Origin of the sequence: Fibrobacter sp. UWEL (assembly GCF_900142535.1) — a bacterium.
Lineage (GTDB): Bacteria > Fibrobacterota > Fibrobacteria > Fibrobacterales > Fibrobacteraceae > Fibrobacter.
Map to the genome: position 1 here is coordinate 36,062 of NZ_FRBE01000007.1, position 17,308 is coordinate 53,369.

The following is a 17,308-nucleotide window of genomic DNA, read 5'->3' on the forward strand; positions in this document are numbered from 1 at the left end:
ATGGGAAAAGGGCCGCGATTTTACTCGCGACCCCTATTTGGGATGTGTGTTAAAGCTTAATGGCTAAAGACCTTGATGTACTTGGCGCCATTGCGGAGGCGGCCAAGGCGTTTGCCATCTGCGGTGAAGGAGCCAGCACCTCGGCTTCGCTCGGTGACCTTATTGCGTTCAGCGCCTCGACTAGGCTCGGCGACCTTACGGCCGATGGCATCCGGTGCGTCTTTATTTTCAAATTCGATGTAGTCAATGTCCATCCAGTCACCGGTAACGGTAAAGCGCAGGATGTGTTCGCCCTCGGTCAGGTTCACCTTGGCGGAGACCATCTGATAGTCATCATAGTTTGCACTCTCATCATCCAGAGATGCGCCCTTGGGGACTGCAATTTCTTCCGTAATATCCTTGCCGTCCATAGACAGCTTAAAGCCGGAGGTTTCGTTAGCGGAGGCTACAGAAGCGTTCATGGTGTATTCGCCCGTTGCAGCAACGTTCACGGTGTATTCCAGCCATTCGCCTGTCTGATTATAGCCCACCACAATGCGACCATCACTCTTCTTGTAAAGATCAACTGCGGGAGCGTCGTCCTTGCGGTAATCGCTGTCACCCTGATTTTTAGAATCCTTATCGCTGTAAGATTCGTTACCCTTGCCTACGCCGGGAACGTCAAAGTCTTCCGCTTCAATCTTGCCAGGAATTGCATTCGCCACGCCCTTGAACGGACTCTGGGGAACAGGTTCCACAGCAACGGTATCCGTCCAGGAATATTGCATGCGGTCCACGCCGGACTGGTTCACGATTTCAAGGGTGGTATTTGCACCTTCACCAGAACGTGTGACCATGCTGTACCAGTCACCATCACGAAGGCCTACCCAGTAGAAGCTACCCATCTGCCATTCGCGCAGCTGTTCGGACATACCGCGAATGTATGCCATGAAGTAGTTGGTGGGATTAGGATCGTTATAATCCATCTTCTCGTAATGAACGCCAGCCTTGTCGCCGGGGCCCATGGCGCCGCCCCATTCCGTACAGACGGTGCGGTCAGCGTACTTGCCCACCTTTCCCTTGAAGCTATTCTTCCAGCCTTCTTCGGTGGTAATGCTCATATTCCAGAAGGTGTATTCGTGGACTGCGAAAAGGCACCCATCAAAGCGGGGATCGTCGGCAATCTCAGGCACATTCCAAGCCAAGCCAGTACCGTCCAGCAGAATATGATCGCGAGGCACATCGGGGAAACGTTCCAGCCAGGTTGCATACAAATTACGTAACTCGTCCTTGGTATACATGTGGGGTTCGTTGAAAATTTCAAAATAGGCGTCGGAATTATCGCCGTACTGTTTGACCACAGTGTCCCACATTTTCCACCAGTCATCCATGTTCTTGGGGCCGCTAGGCTGTGCGGGGCCCCAATAGCCAATGACCACGCGGCCGTGAGCTAAGATACCATCGATAATTCCCTGGTAATAGCCCCATGCCGTAGAAGCGGTAGGTTCATTGATTGGAATACGCAGGCTGTTAATGCCCAGTTTTTCTACGAACTGCCCCATAACGCGATCAGAGAGTGCGTAGGCGGATTCGTAGGTCATGTTCAAGGACATGCCCGAAAGTACCAGCACGTCGGACACAAAGTTGTCTCGCTTATCGGCCCAGTTGGTACCGCGAAACTGATTTGTAATTGCAAAAGAATTGACTGTCAAAAGTGCCGCAAGGGCTGCAGTTCTAAACATTCCCATATTTTCCTCTCATGCGGTAACCAGCCGCAAAAAAACAACACAGAGCAACCACCACAATTATCTCTGCAATGATAAAGATACCTACAAAAAAGCCCCGCAGAATCTATCTGCGAGGAAGTTTTGTGGACGTTTTATCCAAGAAGCGTTTCGGCACCTCGGCGATGCTCGGTGACCTTTGGGGTGCTTAGCGGGTAAAGACCTTGATGTGCTTAGCTCCGCTGTGGAGGCTGTTCAGGCGCTTGCCATTTACAGTGAACTTGCTCTGGGCACCTCGGCTTTGCACAGCGCCTCGGCTAGGCTCGGCGACCTTACTGCCAATGGCGTCCTTACATTCGACGCCTCCGCAAGTTTCTGCACAATGAGATCCATCCTCTTCACAATTAGACGTTACGAAGGTGATGTAGTCAATGTCCATCCAGTCGCCAGTGACGGTGAAGCGCAAGATGTGTTCACCCTTTGTCAGATTCACAGCTGCTTGAACCTTTTGGAAATCATCGTAATTGTCTTCGCCTTCGCCCTTGGGGACTGCGATTTCTTCCGTAATATCCTTGCCATCCATAGACAGCTTGAAGCTGGAAGTTTCATTGGCGGAAGCAACTGCGGCAAACATAGTGTATTCGCCGGTTTCAGCAACGTTCACGGAGTATTCCAGCCATTCGCCAGCCTGATTGTAGCCCACCACGATCTTGCCGCCATCCTTTTCGTACAGGTCAACGCCGGTGCCCTTGCGGTAATCGGAATTGCCATGGTTTTCGGAATCCTTTTCGTTGTAGGTGGTATTGCCTGCGCCGACACCGTTAATATCGAAGTCCTCCGCTTCAATCTTGCCCGGAATAGCCCAGGCCTTACCGCCAAAGGGTTCGCGGGGAACCGGCTTGAGAATCAAGCGCAACAGCACGGAACCGTGTGCAGGAACTTCAGCAGATACGCTGGACTTTGCACCAAGATCCTTCTTCTGCCAGGCATCGCGAACTTCCACTTCGCCAGTAACGCCAATATCAGCAAAGTTGCATTCGATGGTCTGGGGAGAAGTATTGTCGTTGAGGAGAGCCACAGCGATGTCGCCATTCTTCAAAGGCTTAGTCCAAATCTGCTTTCCATCCTTATTGGAAATGCGATGGCCCTGAACGCCTAGGGAATCCTGGTTGATGGCAATCATATCCTTATTCAGGTAAAGGTCCTTGACCTGAGTAGACATCTTACGAACATCGGAACTGATCATGATAGGTGCGGCCATGATGGACCACATAGTCATCTGGGATTTCTGTTCTTCGTAGGTCAGCTTGCTATTGTCCACTTCGAGCATGTCCGGGTCGTTCCATTTGCCGGGCTTTGCAATTTCCCAATACTTGTTGTTGGCATCGATAATCTCGTAAATGCCGCGATACCAGGAGGTGGATCTCCATTCGGGACCAATATCAAAAGTGGTACGCCACAGGTGAGCGATTTTCGGCATCCAGTCCTTATATTCCCAGGCGCAAATGCTGAACACGATGTCGCGTCCGGAATTGCGGAGCGCCTTGGACATACGGGTGTAATCTTCTTCCTGGTTGGAATTAGGTGCGGGGTCACAGTTATCGTACTTCAGGTAGTCTACGCCCCATTCGGCGAACTTCTTGGCGTCCTGTTCTTCGTGCATGTAGGAGCCGTTTTCGCTGTCCCACTTGGAGTTGTAATGATGGCAGGTACGTTTACCGCGGTCGCCATAAACGCCAAACTTCAATCCCTTGGCGTGAATGTAATCGGCCAGAGCCTTCATGCCGCTGGGGAATGTAGTCGGGTGATTCTGGAGGTCACCATTGGCGTCACGCTTGGTATGCATCCAGTTGTCATCCAGATTCAGGTAGATGTAGCCCGCGTCGCGGAGACCCGAGGTCACCATTGCGTCGGCAACTTCCTTGATCTGATTTTCGTTGATGTTTTCATGGAATACGTTCCAGCTGTTCCAACCCAACGGGGGCGTAAGCACCAAACTGTCGGGATGGGCATTTGCAGTTGCTGCAAATCCGAGGGTTGCAAGTGCGGCAGCGGCGAAAACGCGGCTGGAAACGCGAGATTTCTTTGACATCTTTATACTCCTGATTTCTTTCCTCTAAAACTACCTTTTGCATTTAAAAGGTTCCAGCCCATCTTACAACCTTTCATTGACATATTTACAACGGCTTATTTTCCAACATGAACCTTCTTGAAGGTACTGCCAGAGCGGACCATGTATACGCCGGACTTCTTGACGAGAGCCTTCGCCTTATCCTGAAGTTCCATGGAATTGCTGGCGCGGAACTTGCCCAGGAATTCGCCCGACAGAGAATAAATGCTGTACTGACGGGATGCCAGGGCGGCACCATTTAACGAACTTCCAATCACTTGCGCTTGTTCCGGTGCGGAAATCTTTTTAATGCTTACATTGTCCAGCGTCATGTTCACTGCATCGGAGCCAGCATTGAAGCTGAGGCGGCTGTTAGTATCCGTAGCGGCGGTCATCTGGAACTGGAATGTGTAAGTCTTGGCGCTGGTGCCAATATCGAAATTCTGCTTTTCCGCCAGGTAGCTAGCCCAAGGATCCTCGTGCTGTTCCACGTTCACTTCCAGCTTGCGGGCGGCAGCGGCGCTTGCGTCAAAGCTGATTTCGTACCACTGGTCTTTTTCCAGATGGAGGTTATGCTGGATCAGCTGCACGGTGTAGGGCTGAGCGCCCACTGCAGAAATATTGAAGTTGTAGGCGCCATCTTTGACCGCGCCGGTAGCGGAAGCATCACCATGGGTCTGCAAGGTCCAGGCATTTGCCGTAGAGTCAAAGCCGCCATTATAAATTTCATCGCGGTTGGTGGGTTCAACAAAAGGCGGCTCGATGGACGGATCCGCAGTAGCGCCATCCAGAGAGAAGCGCTTTACGAAATTCCAGATTTCGTCGGAGGTGTTGACGCTGGCCAAGTCCATAGAGTACCAGTGGCCCTTACCTGCAATAGTCATCAGGCGGACTTCGCTATTATCCTTACAGCCGGTCCACACTTCCAGAGAAGCCTGAGATGAGGTGCGCCCCACCGGGTACTGGGAAATCTTTTCGGACGCGCCGCAGCCTTCGTAATTTGCCCATTTTTTCACATAGTCGGCGCCACCGCTATAGCCCACCACATCATCGGTTGTTCCATGAGTGTGGATAATGGGCATCATGCGCTTGCTTGAGGCGCCGGCACCAAAAGGATATCCCGAGCAAGGGGCGATTGCCGCGATCATGTCGCCCATCTTGTTGGCAGCGTGATAACTCATCATGCCGCCCATGGAAAATCCGGAAACGTACACGCGCTTCTTGTCGATACCGTACTTGGTATTCATCTCGCTGATGATGGCCTTCAGGAAGTTCACGTCCTTATCGCCGGAAATATCCCAGGACTTATTCTCACCATTGGGAAAAACCACCACAAAACGGGCGGTATCTGCAATTTCTTCCCACTTGGCGGCATCGTGCTGGTACTTTGCATCCTGATTCATGCCATGCATCTGGATAATCAGGGGACGATCCTTCTCGATATTAGTAGGCGCATAAACCATCATATTTCGATTGGAACCGTTAACATTCAGATTCTGAGTCTGAACAGAGGCGCAAAAGCCGCTAGTTGCGACAGCAGAAAAGACAGCAGCAGCTGTCAAAAGTTTTCTACAAAACATCCCATTCTCCTTAATAATGGAACCAGACACCACTCCAGTTCCTGCTATCCTAAAACTATACCCCGCAGGAGAAAATAAGCAAGTAATAAAGAAAAACCTATGGACGAAATGTCCATAGGATTCCCGAATTTGCCACTAGATCCGTCCAGATTTCTTTGAGTAGGAAGCTCCGCTTCCACTCAAACAAAAAAAGGCATGCTAAACAGGCAAAAGCCTGTGAAAGCATAGCCTTTTTTTCGGGGTTCCAAGGGGCAGAGCCCCTTGCGTCTTATTAACCCCCTTGCGTTATCTTACGTTCACCTTGTGCAGGAGACCGCCGGAGACGGGCTTCACGATGTACACGCCGTTGCTCTTGACGAACTGGCGGGTAGCATTCACGATGTCCATACCGTTGGAACGGATCATGCCCAGCATATGGCCCTTCAGGTCAAACACGCGGTAGTTCTGCACGCCACGTTCTTCAGCGAACTTGACCAGACCAATACCATCAGGATTCTGAGGATCTTCCGTCTTGATGGGAGCGGGGTCAGTAGCGTCCTTGCCTTCGGCGAAGTTGAAGTAGTCAATGTCGAACCAGTCTGCAGTTGCAGTGAATCGCAGGATGTGTTCGCCAGCGGGCAGGGTCACGTTAGCCTTTACCTTGCTGTAGTCATCAAAATTCTGGGCGGAATCGCCAGCAGCCTTATTAGCCTTAGGAACGGTAATTTCGTCGGTCAGGTCCTTGCCATCCAGAGACAGCTTGAAGCTAGAGCCGCCATCGGATGCAACTGCGGCAAACATAGTGTAATCGCCAGCCTTAGCCACGTTGATGGTGTATTCCAGCCATTCGTCCTTCTGGATATAGCCCACCACAATGCGGTCGCCGGACTTCACGTACAGATCCACCGGGGTATCCTTACGGTAGTCGCTGTCGCCCTTATTGTCGGAATCGCCATCGCTGTAAGAGGGGCCGCCCTTGCCCTTACCCGGATCGTCGAAGTCTTCTGCTTCGATCTGGCCAGGAATTGCCCACGGAGTCTGGGTTGCGTTATGAGCAGTTTGAGGAACCGGTTCTGCAGCAGCGTTATCCAGGTAAATTTCGTCGTTTTCGTTGTCGCCCACCTTGAACCAGTCAAAGGCAGCGGTACCGCCAGCAGTCTTCTTCGCGAAGTTGAACAGGCCGAAACGGTAACCCACGAACATGCCCAAGGTGTAGGGCAACTTCAGTTCGTTACCGATCTGGGTCCAGCTGGAGCCATTAAGGCTATAGTAGAACTTTGCTCTGTCCTTGGTAAAATCAAAGTCAATGCGGAAGTAGGCTTCGTCACCGTTAATGGCAACACTCTTGAGCTTGTATTCACGTTCGTAGTAAACCACTTCAAAGCTATTGCCGGACTTTTCGAGAGCCACAAAGCCCAGGGAGTCAGCCAAGGCAACCAAGCCAGCTACGTCACCATCCTTCATGTCCTTGCCGCTCACCAGAGTACGGCCAGAGCACTTGGGACCATAGGTACGCTGGGTCAGGGTATTCTTTGCAGTGTAGAGCTTGCTATCGGTACGGCCAGTAGTAATTCTTAACTTGCCATCCTTCAGGGCCCAATTCTTGTTATCGGGATTGTGGTTCCACTGCCATTCCAGGGGAAGTTCATCGCCATCGAAATCGTCGGAAGTCACCATGCCGTAGCCGGGATCCACTTCGTTTTCAAGGTTAAGAGTAGCAGGAGCGGCGCCGCCCACAACAGTAGGCCAGCCATCCTTCCATTCCACTTCCATCAGGTAGGGAATACGGCCAATGCCACCGCTGTCGCGGAACAGGTAAGCATACCACTTGCCGGCATCAGTCTGGAAGATACTGCCCTGAGCCACACCATTCTTCTGCAGGAATACCTTGCCAGAATAGCCGCCCATCAGCTTGTCGGAACGGAACACCAGTTCAGTACGGCAAGGGCCATACCAGCTAATGCCAAACAGATAGTACTTGCCGTCCACCTTTTCCATGTGGGCGCCTTCGAGAGCAACAATGTAGCTGCTTGTACCAGAAGTTTGGTTACGCAAAGATTCGCTCACCAATACGGTAGAGCCACCATCCGGACCAGAAAGGTCTGCTTTCAGCTTTACGATGTTCAGCTGACCACCACCATAAATCACGTAAGCGCTGCCATCATCGTCCATAAAGAAGCTGGGGTCATGATAGAACGGCAGCTGCTTTTCTACAAAGGGGCCGTTTTCAATATCGTCGGTAATATAAAGATGAGTCTTGTTGGTGGTATAAGATGGAGTCAGAATGTACCACTTGCCCTTGTGATAACGAATGGCAGAAGCCCAGGAACCCTTACCATAGGCATTTTCGCCGCCTTCAAGGTTCATCTTGTTGTTATTGACCAAGGTCTGGTAGGCGTAATTGACGGTACGCCAGTTGGAAAGATCCGTAGACTTCATGATAGGTACGCCAGGTGCATAATGCATGGTGGTACTGACCATGTAGTAGTTGTCGCCCTCACCCTTTGCGATGCAAAGGTCCGGCACGTCGGAATAAATCCACGGATTTGAAACGGTTGCTGCGGAAGCGGCGCCAACGAATGCGGCACCCAGAACAGCGCTCTTCACAAAATTTCTAAACAATCCCATAAGGACTCCTTTTACAGGGTACACCACACCCCGTTTCCTTTTTCATAAAGATACCCACAAATAAGAATGACATTCTACCAATAAAAACATGTTTCATTGATAAAATGTCAATGGGGTGTTTGAATAAGATTTGTGTTTTGTTACTTGGAAACGCTCATTTTAAGCGTTTTTCCGCCTTTTTGGGACCTAAGGAGGTAAATACCGGAGCGATTTACCAGATTTGCGGTCTTGACATTCAGTTCCTGCAGGCCCTGGCCAGAAACGTGGCCCAGCAGGTTACCTTGAAGGTCGAAGACGCCGTAAGAAGTTGGACCCGTCACCTGAAGGCGAGCCAGGAAGAAATCAGGAGTAGTATCCTTAGGTTCTTCAGGGACGGTGTCCTTGGAATTTTCAACTGCAGGGAGAGCGAACTTGATCCAGTCCAGATTGATGTAGCTCTTGGTAATCTGCACTTTAAGAACGTGTTCTCCCTTGGTCAGCGGGAGTGACCCCAGCTTGAGTTCCTTATAAACATCGAAGGATTCGTCAATCTGAGCCACGTTAATGGAGTCCAGAACCTGCTTTTCGTCTACGTACAGGATAAAGCCTGCGGTTTCCATGGCGGTAGATACGTTTGCCGTCACGTCGTACTCGCCATCGGCTTCCACATTGAAGGTGTATTCCATCCATTCACCTGCAGTAGTATAGCCCAGAGCCAAGCCTCCGTCGGCAGCCTTCACGATGTCCACGCCATCGTCGCGGTATTCTCCGCCCTTGTTCTCGTAATCGTCGTCGTGATAAGCCTTGCCTTCACCGCCTACGTCATAATTTTCAAATTCGATCTTTCCCGGGATGGAAACGGCCTTGTCGCCATAGGGAGCCTGAGGAATAACCGGAGTGATGTAAATGCGATAGGCATTATAAACGTTCTTGATATCGATGGGAACCGTGATGGAACCGTTATTGACCGTATATTCCTTGCTGGATTCAGGCGTAGTAGAGGGGACAGCCTTGTCCTTATCTTCCCAGGTCACGTATTCCACGGATACGTCCACCTTACTGCCCAAAAATTCCGGAATCTTGTCGATCTTGACGTCCACATTGCCCAGGGTGTTACCGCCCACCACAATGCTTGCAACCTTTTTCTTGGAATCTACGGCGGCGAAACCGTCCACGCCATCGCTCTTGTCGTTAGGGGGTGTGACCTTGGCCATGTAACCACTCATGTCACCATACCACTTATAGAGATGCCAGCCACCGCCACGTTCGTTGTTCTTGGTCAAGAGGCTTCCCAGACGACCGGGCAGCGGTACGAACCACCAGGAAATCATTGCACTTTCGACGCCATGACGTTCAAACTTGGCAATGAAGGGCACAGAAACGCCAGGGTTACCTTCCAGTTCGTGCTTGCTGTGGGAATATTCGTTAATGCTCACCTTGCGGGGAGAAATATTGTACTTCTTTTCCAGAGCGCGGTAGTTTTCCAGAGCGCCCACGAAGCCCTCGGAACCCCACTGGTGCCAGCTAATCACATCGGGAACCACATTGTTCTCGACACAATACTTCAGGAAGCTTTCCATGCGGGAGGAATTGTAATAGGAGTAAGAAGGTCCAATGATCTTTGCATCGGGATCCAGCTGACGGAGCAGCTGATAAGTAGGCTTCCACAGGTCAGCTTCGAAGTTGTTGGAGCCCTTCCAAGTATCGTTCGGTTCGTTCCAGATTTCGTAACCGTCGAAGTTCTGGACGGCTGCGGACTTCTTGTCGTTCACCACGGAGGTGACTTCGGATTTCCAGTGATCCCAGTTCTTGTACTGGTAGGGCCAGCCGGGCAAAATATCTGCCAGACGGATCTGAACCTTACCGGTAGTGTTCTTGAGGCGGGGAGAAATGAGGAAGGCGCCACCAATACCCTGCTGGCGACCGGAACCGCTACGAGCGGGGGCCAGGAACACATTAGGGTTCAGTGGAGCCACATCGGCATCCACATTGCTGGGGAGGGTTTCGGTGAAACCGTAAAGAGAACCGGAAGCTACATGAGTTACCGGGCGAATGCTATCCCCAAGGCTTACGCTTACAGTAGTTGCCGCCATAGCGCTGTAAGGTAAGGCCATCATAAACGCCGCAGTCATCACCTGCTTCATGCGAAAAAGTTTTTCAAACATCCCATCATCCTTTTTTCCGGACACAACATCGCGCCTGATTTCTAAAACAAAAATTACCTCCTTTTGGGAGGTAATCTTAGGGATGATTTGCAAGTAGTTTTGCAATAATTGCAAACGCCGCAATTACTTTTCGTTACGGATGACGAATGCCTTCTGGCCAGGAATGCGAACCAGGTAGATACCCTGCTTCTGAGCAGTTGCCTTGGTGACGCGATTGCCGTTCATATCGAAGTACTGGGCGTTTTCCATGTTGGTCTTGACCATCAGCTTGTTGCCAATGGAAAGTGCGGCATCGACCTTCTTGAATTCAATGTAGTCGATGTTCACCCAGTCTGTTTCGATGGAAATCTTCAGGTCGTAATCGCCAGCCTTCAGGGTGACCTTGCCGCCGCTAACATCGCTATAGGTGTCATAGTCAGGACCCTTTTCGGAAACCATGGTCTCACCGATCTTGGCATCGCCCAGGTAAACGGAAATGGAGCCTGTGCCATTGGTACCTGCCAGACGGCCAATCATTTCGTATTCGCCGTCTTCTTCCACATGGACAGAATACTTCAGCCATTCGCCAGCCTGAGTATAGCCCACAGCCATACCCATACCAGCCTTGTAGATGTCTACAGCGTCACCGCGGTATTCGCCACCCTGGTTGGCAGCATCCAGGTCGGAGTAAGCCTTGCCAGAACCGCCCTTGTTATAGTCTTCTGCCTGGACCTTGCCCGGAATCTTGAAGACATCGCCATAGGGGCCATATTCTTCGGGCTTTTCGCTACCTGCGGAACCGCCACCATAGAGGGGAACTTCCACAGCACCAGCACTTGCGTCCACTGTCTTGTCAATGAGTTTCAGCATTTCAGCGGCATAACGCTTACCCATTTCTACATAGCCATCATGGTCGAAATGCAGACGGTCGGACTGGTTGCCCGTACCCTGGGACTTGGCAACGCCAAACTTTGCAAAGTACTTGGAAAGTCCGTTCACGCGGGTACTCATGCCGTGGCAGGCGCCATTATACACCATTTCGCCAGCGACAAAGGGCAATTCCTCGGAAATACCCAGGTCCTTGCGCATGTCGTCGTAAGTCTTCTTGACGATGGTTTCCCAGTTGGACATGCCGCCATCGGTTTCGCCCTGATGGAAGATGAAGCCCTTGATGACGCCCACTTCCTGAGCCTTCTTTGCCAGGGTGATAATGGCGGAATAGTCGTTACCCTGGGCGTCGTAATCCTTAGCCCAGTTGGAAAGCCAGCTTTCGGCGGAATTTACATAGGGCTGCCACTGGTCCTTGTCAAACAGCTTGATGGAGGCGCCACCCACAGCCACCGGGATAATACCGATGGTCACATTGGGCATTTCCTGGGCCATGGTTCTACCGAAGTAGTCCGCCACGGAAAGGCCTTCCTGGCAATGGAACATGGGGGGCACTGCCTTGGACCACTGGCCCTTGGCAACCTTAATGCTGGGATTATTCTTTCGAGCAGAACAGTCAATACCGGACAACATGACAAAATTGTCAAGAGGCTCCTGGTCACTATTCTGGATAGGACCTGCGCCAGCCATATTGGACTGACCGTAAGCAATGTAAATGTGGAAATTCGGATTGGGAGCCGCTTCAGCCTGAGGAGCAAGCATGGAGAGACCGAACGTGCAGCAAGCAACTGCAGCCACTTTATGGATAAGATTCATAACACACACCCTTTTATGCTTATCCCAAAACACCAGGAGTAAATCTACCCTTTTATTTGGGAAAAACAACTTTTTTCTAAAAAAATGGGCCCAGCCCCCCGGCCGGGTCCCTCGAACTCTTTGAAATCTCCTGATACTAACCGTAAATCAGTCCCAAGGCGATAGCGATGACTGCAAAAAATGCAATCTGCTTCACGATGGATATATCTTGGCGATTCATTGAGAATTCTCCTTATTACTTTTCGTTACGAATAACAAAGGTCTTCTGGCCCGGAATGCGAACCACATAGGCGCCCTGCTTCTGGGCAACAGACTTGGAAACGCGATTGCCATTCATATCGAAATACTGAGCCTTGTCCATGTTAGTCTTGACCATCAGCGTTTTGCCAATAGCGTCACCCGGTTCCGGAGTATCGGCAGCCTTCTTGGTGAACTTAACCCAGTCGATATCAATCCAGGAGTTGGTCACTTCCAGCTTCAATTCATGATCACCAGCGGTAAGCGTAGCGGTGCCAGCCTTCACGGTGTCAAACTTATCGAAACCAGCGCCAGTATTCACAATTTCAGTACCAATCTGCTTGTCGTCCATATAGATGGCGATGCTACCAGTACCGTTGTCGCCAGCTACCAGAGCGGTAATGTCGTATTCGCCAGCTTCCTTGACGTTGACGGAATACTTCATCCAGTCGCCCTTTTCGCAATAGCCGACCACCATACCCATGTTGGGCTGGTAAATGTCCACGTCATCCTTACGGAGCTTGCCGCCTTCGTTACCCTTGTTATTGTCATGGTAGGCAACTTCGGCACCACCCTTGTTGTATTCTTCGGCTTCAACGGTACCCGGAATTGCGATCACGTCGGTATAGGGGCCGTATTCTTCGGGAGGTGCGTCAGGCACGGTAGAGCTGGTAGGATCCGTCAGGTTCACTGCAGGAGCATCCGGATCAATAGTCTTGTCGATCAGCTTCAGCATTTCGGAGCAGTAACGACGACCCAGTTCAATAACGCCTTCGCGGCCAAAGTGGTAGGGGTCAGCGCCGTTACCCTTCAAGCCCTGAGAGGATGCCAGGCCAAACTTCTTGAAGTTATTCTTCAGCTGGGCGATACCGCTATTCTTGCTGGAGCAGCAGCTTCCCTGGCCGGAGTTACCCGAGGGGTCGTTCATCATTTCGCCAGCAACGAAAGCCACTTCGTTTTCGTCCAATTCAAGAGCGTCCACAATGTCCTTGTAGGTCTTGTAAACGGTCTTGCGCCAGTTATCATCAGTACCATCGGATTCGCCCTGATGGAAGATGAAGCCCTTGATCACACCCACTTCCTTGGCCTTCTTGCCCAAGTCCACCATTCTCTGGTAGGGATTGGAACCGTAGTCCTTTGCCCAGGTCTGGATGTAGCTTGCAGCAGAGCTGAAGTAAGCCTGGTACTGGTCCTTGTCGAAAGCCTTGATGCTTACGGCACCAATTGCCACAGGAATAATACCCACGGTCACACCCGGCAGGGAGTCCACCATGGCGCGGCCAAAGTAGTCTGCAGGGGAAAGCTTTTCAAAGGAATGGAACATGGGGGGAATAGCGGGATACCACTTACCCATTTCGATAGACTGGGTGGTCTGACCGCTACGGCTGCTGGCGTTTGCATTGTGGGATGCCAGCATGATAAAATTCTTGGGATCCTTAGCCTGGTCCACAGAAGGGACGATTTCGCCGTTACCAGCCATATTGGACTGGCCGTAGGCAAAATAAATGTGGAAATTCGGGTTAGGAGCAGCGTTTGCCTGGGAAGCAAACAGAGTAAGCCCAAACGCGCAACATGCAGCTGCGGTTACCTTATGGAAAAGATTCATACACACCTCTTTTTAATTTTCCCAGTTTTTACCATTATAAATCTATCCCATACAAGGCTAAAAATACCCAAAAAAAGCCCATGATTCATGGATAAAATGTCAATAAACGAGAATTTACAAAGGAGCGACACCCCGTTTTTTAGTAAAAAATCAGTATTTTTTCTTCAATCGGTCCTAAATTACGCAATTTTCGCGTTATTATGTAAGTTTTTCAATAAGCGAGCATTCCAATTGGAAAACAAAAAAAGGATTTCTACTTTTCCGCCATGCAGATGACGAAATTCTACAAGGTGGCCGGCCACGTTTTCCAGGTGAATATTCCGGAGGAAATTGCCCCCGCCCTATTCGCCCTCATGGGTAACTACCAGCCCTTTGAAGTAACTCCCGCGGAAAACGCCCCCGTTTTTTGCCTGGATGTGGATAGCAATACTTCCCCCGTGGAGTTTGCGGAAGAAACCCGCCAGGAAGACGAAGGCCAGGAAATCATCTGCGGAAAATCTCCCGACGGCAAGGACGTCTTTGTATTCTATCTGGGCAAAAAAAACACAGGCGCACTCATTTGCGGCGCAGGTTTCAAGAACGCCCTCATCAGATTCCCAGCCCAGGAAGCGGATCATTACAGAAAATTCGCCCTGAACAATGGTCTCATGATTTTGTACGCCCTGGCAACCGCCGGGGAAATGACCGCCCTTTTCCACTCCGCCGTCATCGACTACGAAGGCAAGGGGTATATGTTCCTGGGCAAGAGCGGCACGGGCAAGAGCACCCACGCCCGCATGTGGCTTTCCCGTTTCAAGGAGGCGGACCTCCTGAACGACGACAATCCCGTTGTCCGTTTCGAGGATTCCGGCGCCTGGGTCTACGGATCCCCCTGGAGCGGCAAGACGCCCTGCTATAAGAACCGCAGGATCCCCTTGCAAGGGATTATTGACTTAAGCCAGGCCCCCGCCAACGTAATCCGCCCCATGAAGGGGATTGAAGCCTACATGGCCGTGAAGGTCAGTATTTCCGGAATGCGCTGGAATCGTGCCATCGCCGACGGATTGCACAACACGGAAAATCGCCTAGCCCAAGAAGTAAAGATGTTCCATCTGGATTGTCTGCCCGACGAGAACGCCGCAGAAGTCTGCTACCAGGCCGCACGATGAACCTCACAGACGATCAGATTCTCTTGGAAGCGATCCGTATGGTGGAAAGCGGAGTAACCGTCACCTTCCCGGTGAACGGCAGAAGTATGCTGCCCTTCATTATTGGCGGTAGGGAAAGTCTAGTCCTGACCAAGCCCGAAAATTTCAAGGTCGGGGACATTGTCCTTGCCTATGTGGATGGGAACCGTTTCGTAATCCATCGGGTGGAGCGCATCCAGGGCGAGAACGTGACTTTGATTGGGGATGGCAACTTGTGTCTGAGGGAACACTGCAAGATTAGTGATGTAAAGGCCCTCGCCACTCACGCCGTTAACGCAAAGGGAATCCTTAGGGACCTGTACACCAGACGCCGCAGGTTTGCCGCCAAGCTGTGGAAGTGGGCAATTCCCGTCCGAAAATATTTACTTTTTATCTATCGTAAAACTCACCCAGGAATTTTCTAGCTATGAAAATCAAGAACGGTTTTGTACTTCGCGACGTGTGTGGCGAAAAAGTGATTATGGGCGAAGGCGTAGGCGCCCTGGATTTTGGCCGCCTGCTGTGCCTGAATTCCACCGCAGCCTTCCTGTGGGACGTTGCCGCACAGGGCGATTTCACGGTGACGAGTCTGGCTGAAAAGCTTTGCGAAGAATACGACGTGACCTTGGACCAGGCGGTCCAGGACGTATCCGCCATTGTGGACCAGTGGAAAGAAGTTAACGTCATCGAATGAAATACCTAACCTGGCTATGGCGTAACTCCCGGGGTGAACGCATCAATATGAGCGTTCGCGTTATGGTGGGCGTCCTCCAGGTTGCCGCTGGGCTGTTGACGATCTGGCTCAGCAAGAAATTTATTGACGAAACCATCCGGACGGGAACGGACCAGGAAATTGTCCAGATGGTCGCCCTCCTGGTGGGAACTGTAGTTGCCAGCGTTTTCATGCGGCAGCTGAATTATTACCTGAACATCAAGAGCGTGACCCGAGGGGCAAACCGCCTGAGGGCCGATGTATTCCGGAAAATTTTCCTGCGGAAACTATTCTGCAAGGAAGCCCTACACTCCGGCGACGTATCCTCCCGAGTAATGAAGGATGTGGAAACCGCCTGCGATGTGACCTTCGAGAAATTACCCCAGATAGTTGTTACCACCGTGCAGCTGGTAGGTGCCTTCCTGATGATGCGCTGGTTTGACCCGCGGCTGGCCTGGGCGCTGTTGCTGACGACGCCCGTGGTACTAGCCCTAGGGAAGCTGATTGCCAAGCGCCTGCGGAAAATGACCGCGGAAATCCGCGAAAGCGAAAGCCGCATCCAGATGCACGTTCAGGAATGTGCGGAACACGACGTACTGATCCGCGCCATGGGCAGTGAAAATTTTGTAGGCGACCTGCTAAGCGAAAAACAGAATTACCTGATGGGCCGCGTGGTCAAGCGAAGCCGCTTTACGGTCATCGTAAGAATTTTAATGGGACTTGCATTTAGTTTGGGATATATCGTCGCCTTCGTGTGGGGCGGCATCGGGCTTCGTCACGGCGCCATTACCTTCGGCGTCATGACCTCTTTCCTGCAGCTGGTAGGGCAAATCCAGCATCCCATCTTTAGCCTGCTAAATGCGGCGCCTCAGATGATTCACGCCACCGCAAGCATTGACCGAATCCAGGAAATATCTTCTAGTGATTGCGAGTTGATCGCAGGTGATCGCGGGTCTGCAGCAAGTGGTCTCGGGTCTGCCGCAGGTAAGGACGGCGTCGCCGTCCGCTTCGAAAACGTCACCTTCGGGTACGATGAAAACAGGACCATTCTGGATAATATCAATCTGGAATTCAAGTCCGGCAGTAAGGTGGCCCTCATGGGTGAAACCGGCGCCGGCAAGACAACCCTGTTCAGGTTGATGTTGGGATTTGTAAAGCCCCTCTCGGGATCTGTTCAAGTCTACCACACCGCCGGCAGTGCAGCAACTTCAAGAGAATCCGTCGCGGGGGTCGCGACTCGCAGCCACTTCGTCTTTGTCCCTCAGGGGAATTCCCTCATGAGCGGATCCATCCGGCTGAATCTCCAGATGGCAAATCCCCAAGCGTCCCTACAGGAGATGGAAACGGCGCTTCATAATGCATGCGCCGACTTCGTGAAGGATCTTCCCGCAGGTTTAGATACTGAAATTGGCGAAAGAGGTTACGGCCTCAGTGAAGGTCAGGCCCAGCGAATTGCTGTGGCCCGCGGCCTCCTGCAAGAGGGAAGTATTATGCTGCTGGACGAAATCAGCGCCTCTCTGGATGCCGAAACCGAACAGGAAATGTACAGCAGAATCTTCAAGGCCTATCCCAACAAGACCATGATCTTCATTACCCATCGGGATGCCGTCTGCAAACTCTGCGACGAAACCGTCAAGCTGTAACCCCCTCAGACAAAAAAAGGCAAGCTAAACTGGCTAAAGCCAGTGAAGGCGCAGCTCTTTTTTGGGGGGTCCAGGGGGGCAGAGCCCCCTTGCATCTAAAAAAAGAACATCCCGATT

The 17,308-nt window shown here is 51.5% G+C and carries 11 protein-coding genes; 4 read left to right on the plus strand and 7 right to left on the minus strand.

Annotated features, from left to right (window positions below; all coding sequences use genetic code 11):
• Positions 1-56: 56 nt before the first annotated feature.
• From BUB59_RS06110 to BUB59_RS06140, 7 genes are all read right to left on the minus strand, one after another.
• Entirely contained in the window at positions 57-1,727 is a 1,671-nt protein-coding gene (locus BUB59_RS06110; protein ID WP_200778803.1) for a carbohydrate-binding protein, read from the minus strand.
• A 184-nt stretch (positions 1,728-1,911) separates the two neighbouring features.
• Entirely contained in the window at positions 1,912-3,795 is a 1,884-nt protein-coding gene (locus tag BUB59_RS15165) for a carbohydrate-binding protein (RefSeq protein ID WP_083540196.1), read from the minus strand.
• 95 nt (positions 3,796-3,890) lie between these two features.
• The gene (locus BUB59_RS06120) at positions 3,891-5,393 is read right to left on the minus strand and encodes an extracellular catalytic domain type 1 short-chain-length polyhydroxyalkanoate depolymerase (RefSeq protein WP_083540206.1); all 1,503 of its coding nucleotides are present in this window, start codon (positions 5,391-5,393) and stop codon (positions 3,891-3,893) included.
• 285 nt (positions 5,394-5,678) lie between these two features.
• Complete coding sequence (locus BUB59_RS06125; protein WP_073227112.1) at positions 5,679-8,000, minus strand: beta-xylosidase family glycoside hydrolase; 2,322 nt, start codon at positions 7,998-8,000, stop codon at positions 5,679-5,681.
• Between the two features lie 140 nt (positions 8,001-8,140).
• Positions 8,141-10,144, minus strand: a complete 2,004-nt coding sequence (locus BUB59_RS06130) for a carbohydrate-binding protein (RefSeq protein WP_234979972.1) — start codon at positions 10,142-10,144, stop codon at positions 8,141-8,143.
• A 123-nt stretch (positions 10,145-10,267) separates the two neighbouring features.
• Positions 10,268-11,827 carry a sialate O-acetylesterase gene (locus tag BUB59_RS06135; protein WP_073227115.1) on the minus strand — a complete coding sequence of 520 codons (1,560 nt, stop codon included), beginning with the start codon at positions 11,825-11,827 and terminating at the stop codon, positions 10,268-10,270.
• Between the two features lie 235 nt (positions 11,828-12,062).
• Positions 12,063-13,670 carry a sialate O-acetylesterase gene (locus BUB59_RS06140; RefSeq protein ID WP_073227118.1) on the minus strand — a complete coding sequence of 536 codons (1,608 nt, stop codon included), beginning with the start codon at positions 13,668-13,670 and terminating at the stop codon, positions 12,063-12,065.
• A gap of 266 nt (positions 13,671-13,936) precedes the next feature.
• Between BUB59_RS06140 and BUB59_RS06145 the strand changes: the two genes are divergently transcribed.
• From BUB59_RS06145 to BUB59_RS06160, 4 genes are read left to right on the plus strand one after another with little or no spacing between them, the layout of a single operon-like run.
• Positions 13,937-14,818: a hypothetical protein gene (locus BUB59_RS06145; RefSeq protein ID WP_073227121.1), complete on the plus strand. Its 882-nt coding sequence runs from the start codon at positions 13,937-13,939 to the stop codon at positions 14,816-14,818.
• On the plus strand, positions 14,815-15,261 hold the full coding sequence (locus BUB59_RS06150) for a S24/S26 family peptidase (protein ID WP_073227124.1): 447 nt from the start codon (positions 14,815-14,817) through the stop codon (positions 15,259-15,261). Before BUB59_RS06145 ends, BUB59_RS06150 begins: the two co-directional genes overlap by 4 nt.
• A gap of 2 nt (positions 15,262-15,263) precedes the next feature.
• Positions 15,264-15,530 (plus strand): PqqD family protein, encoded by a 267-nt coding sequence (locus tag BUB59_RS06155; protein ID WP_073227127.1) that lies wholly within the window; start codon positions 15,264-15,266, stop codon positions 15,528-15,530.
• Positions 15,527-17,191, plus strand: a complete 1,665-nt coding sequence (locus tag BUB59_RS06160) for an ABC transporter ATP-binding protein (protein ID WP_073227130.1) — start codon at positions 15,527-15,529, stop codon at positions 17,189-17,191. Before BUB59_RS06155 ends, BUB59_RS06160 begins: the two co-directional genes overlap by 4 nt.
• Positions 17,192-17,308 lie beyond the last annotated feature (117 nt).

Coding starts and splice junctions, on each gene's coding strand:
- BUB59_RS06145 (WP_073227121.1), top strand. CDS start 13,937: ATGCAGATGACGAAATTCTACAAGGTGGCCGGCCACGTTTTCCAGGTG.
- BUB59_RS06120 (WP_083540206.1), bottom strand. CDS start 5,393: ATGTTTTGTAGAAAACTTTTGACAGCTGCTGCTGTCTTTTCTGCTGTC.
- BUB59_RS06140 (WP_073227118.1), bottom strand. CDS start 13,670: ATGAATCTTTTCCATAAGGTAACCGCAGCTGCATGTTGCGCGTTTGGG.
- BUB59_RS06125 (WP_073227112.1), bottom strand. CDS start 8,000: ATGGGATTGTTTAGAAATTTTGTGAAGAGCGCTGTTCTGGGTGCCGCA.
- BUB59_RS06160 (WP_073227130.1), top strand. CDS start 15,527: ATGAAATACCTAACCTGGCTATGGCGTAACTCCCGGGGTGAACGCATC.
- BUB59_RS15165 (WP_083540196.1), bottom strand. CDS start 3,795: ATGTCAAAGAAATCTCGCGTTTCCAGCCGCGTTTTCGCCGCTGCCGCA.
- BUB59_RS06155 (WP_073227127.1), top strand. CDS start 15,264: ATGAAAATCAAGAACGGTTTTGTACTTCGCGACGTGTGTGGCGAAAAA.
- BUB59_RS06130 (WP_234979972.1), bottom strand. CDS start 10,144: ATGTTTGAAAAACTTTTTCGCATGAAGCAGGTGATGACTGCGGCGTTT.
- BUB59_RS06110 (WP_200778803.1), bottom strand. CDS start 1,727: ATGGGAATGTTTAGAACTGCAGCCCTTGCGGCACTTTTGACAGTCAAT.
- BUB59_RS06135 (WP_073227115.1), bottom strand. CDS start 11,827: ATGAATCTTATCCATAAAGTGGCTGCAGTTGCTTGCTGCACGTTCGGT.
- BUB59_RS06150 (WP_073227124.1), top strand. CDS start 14,815: ATGAACCTCACAGACGATCAGATTCTCTTGGAAGCGATCCGTATGGTG.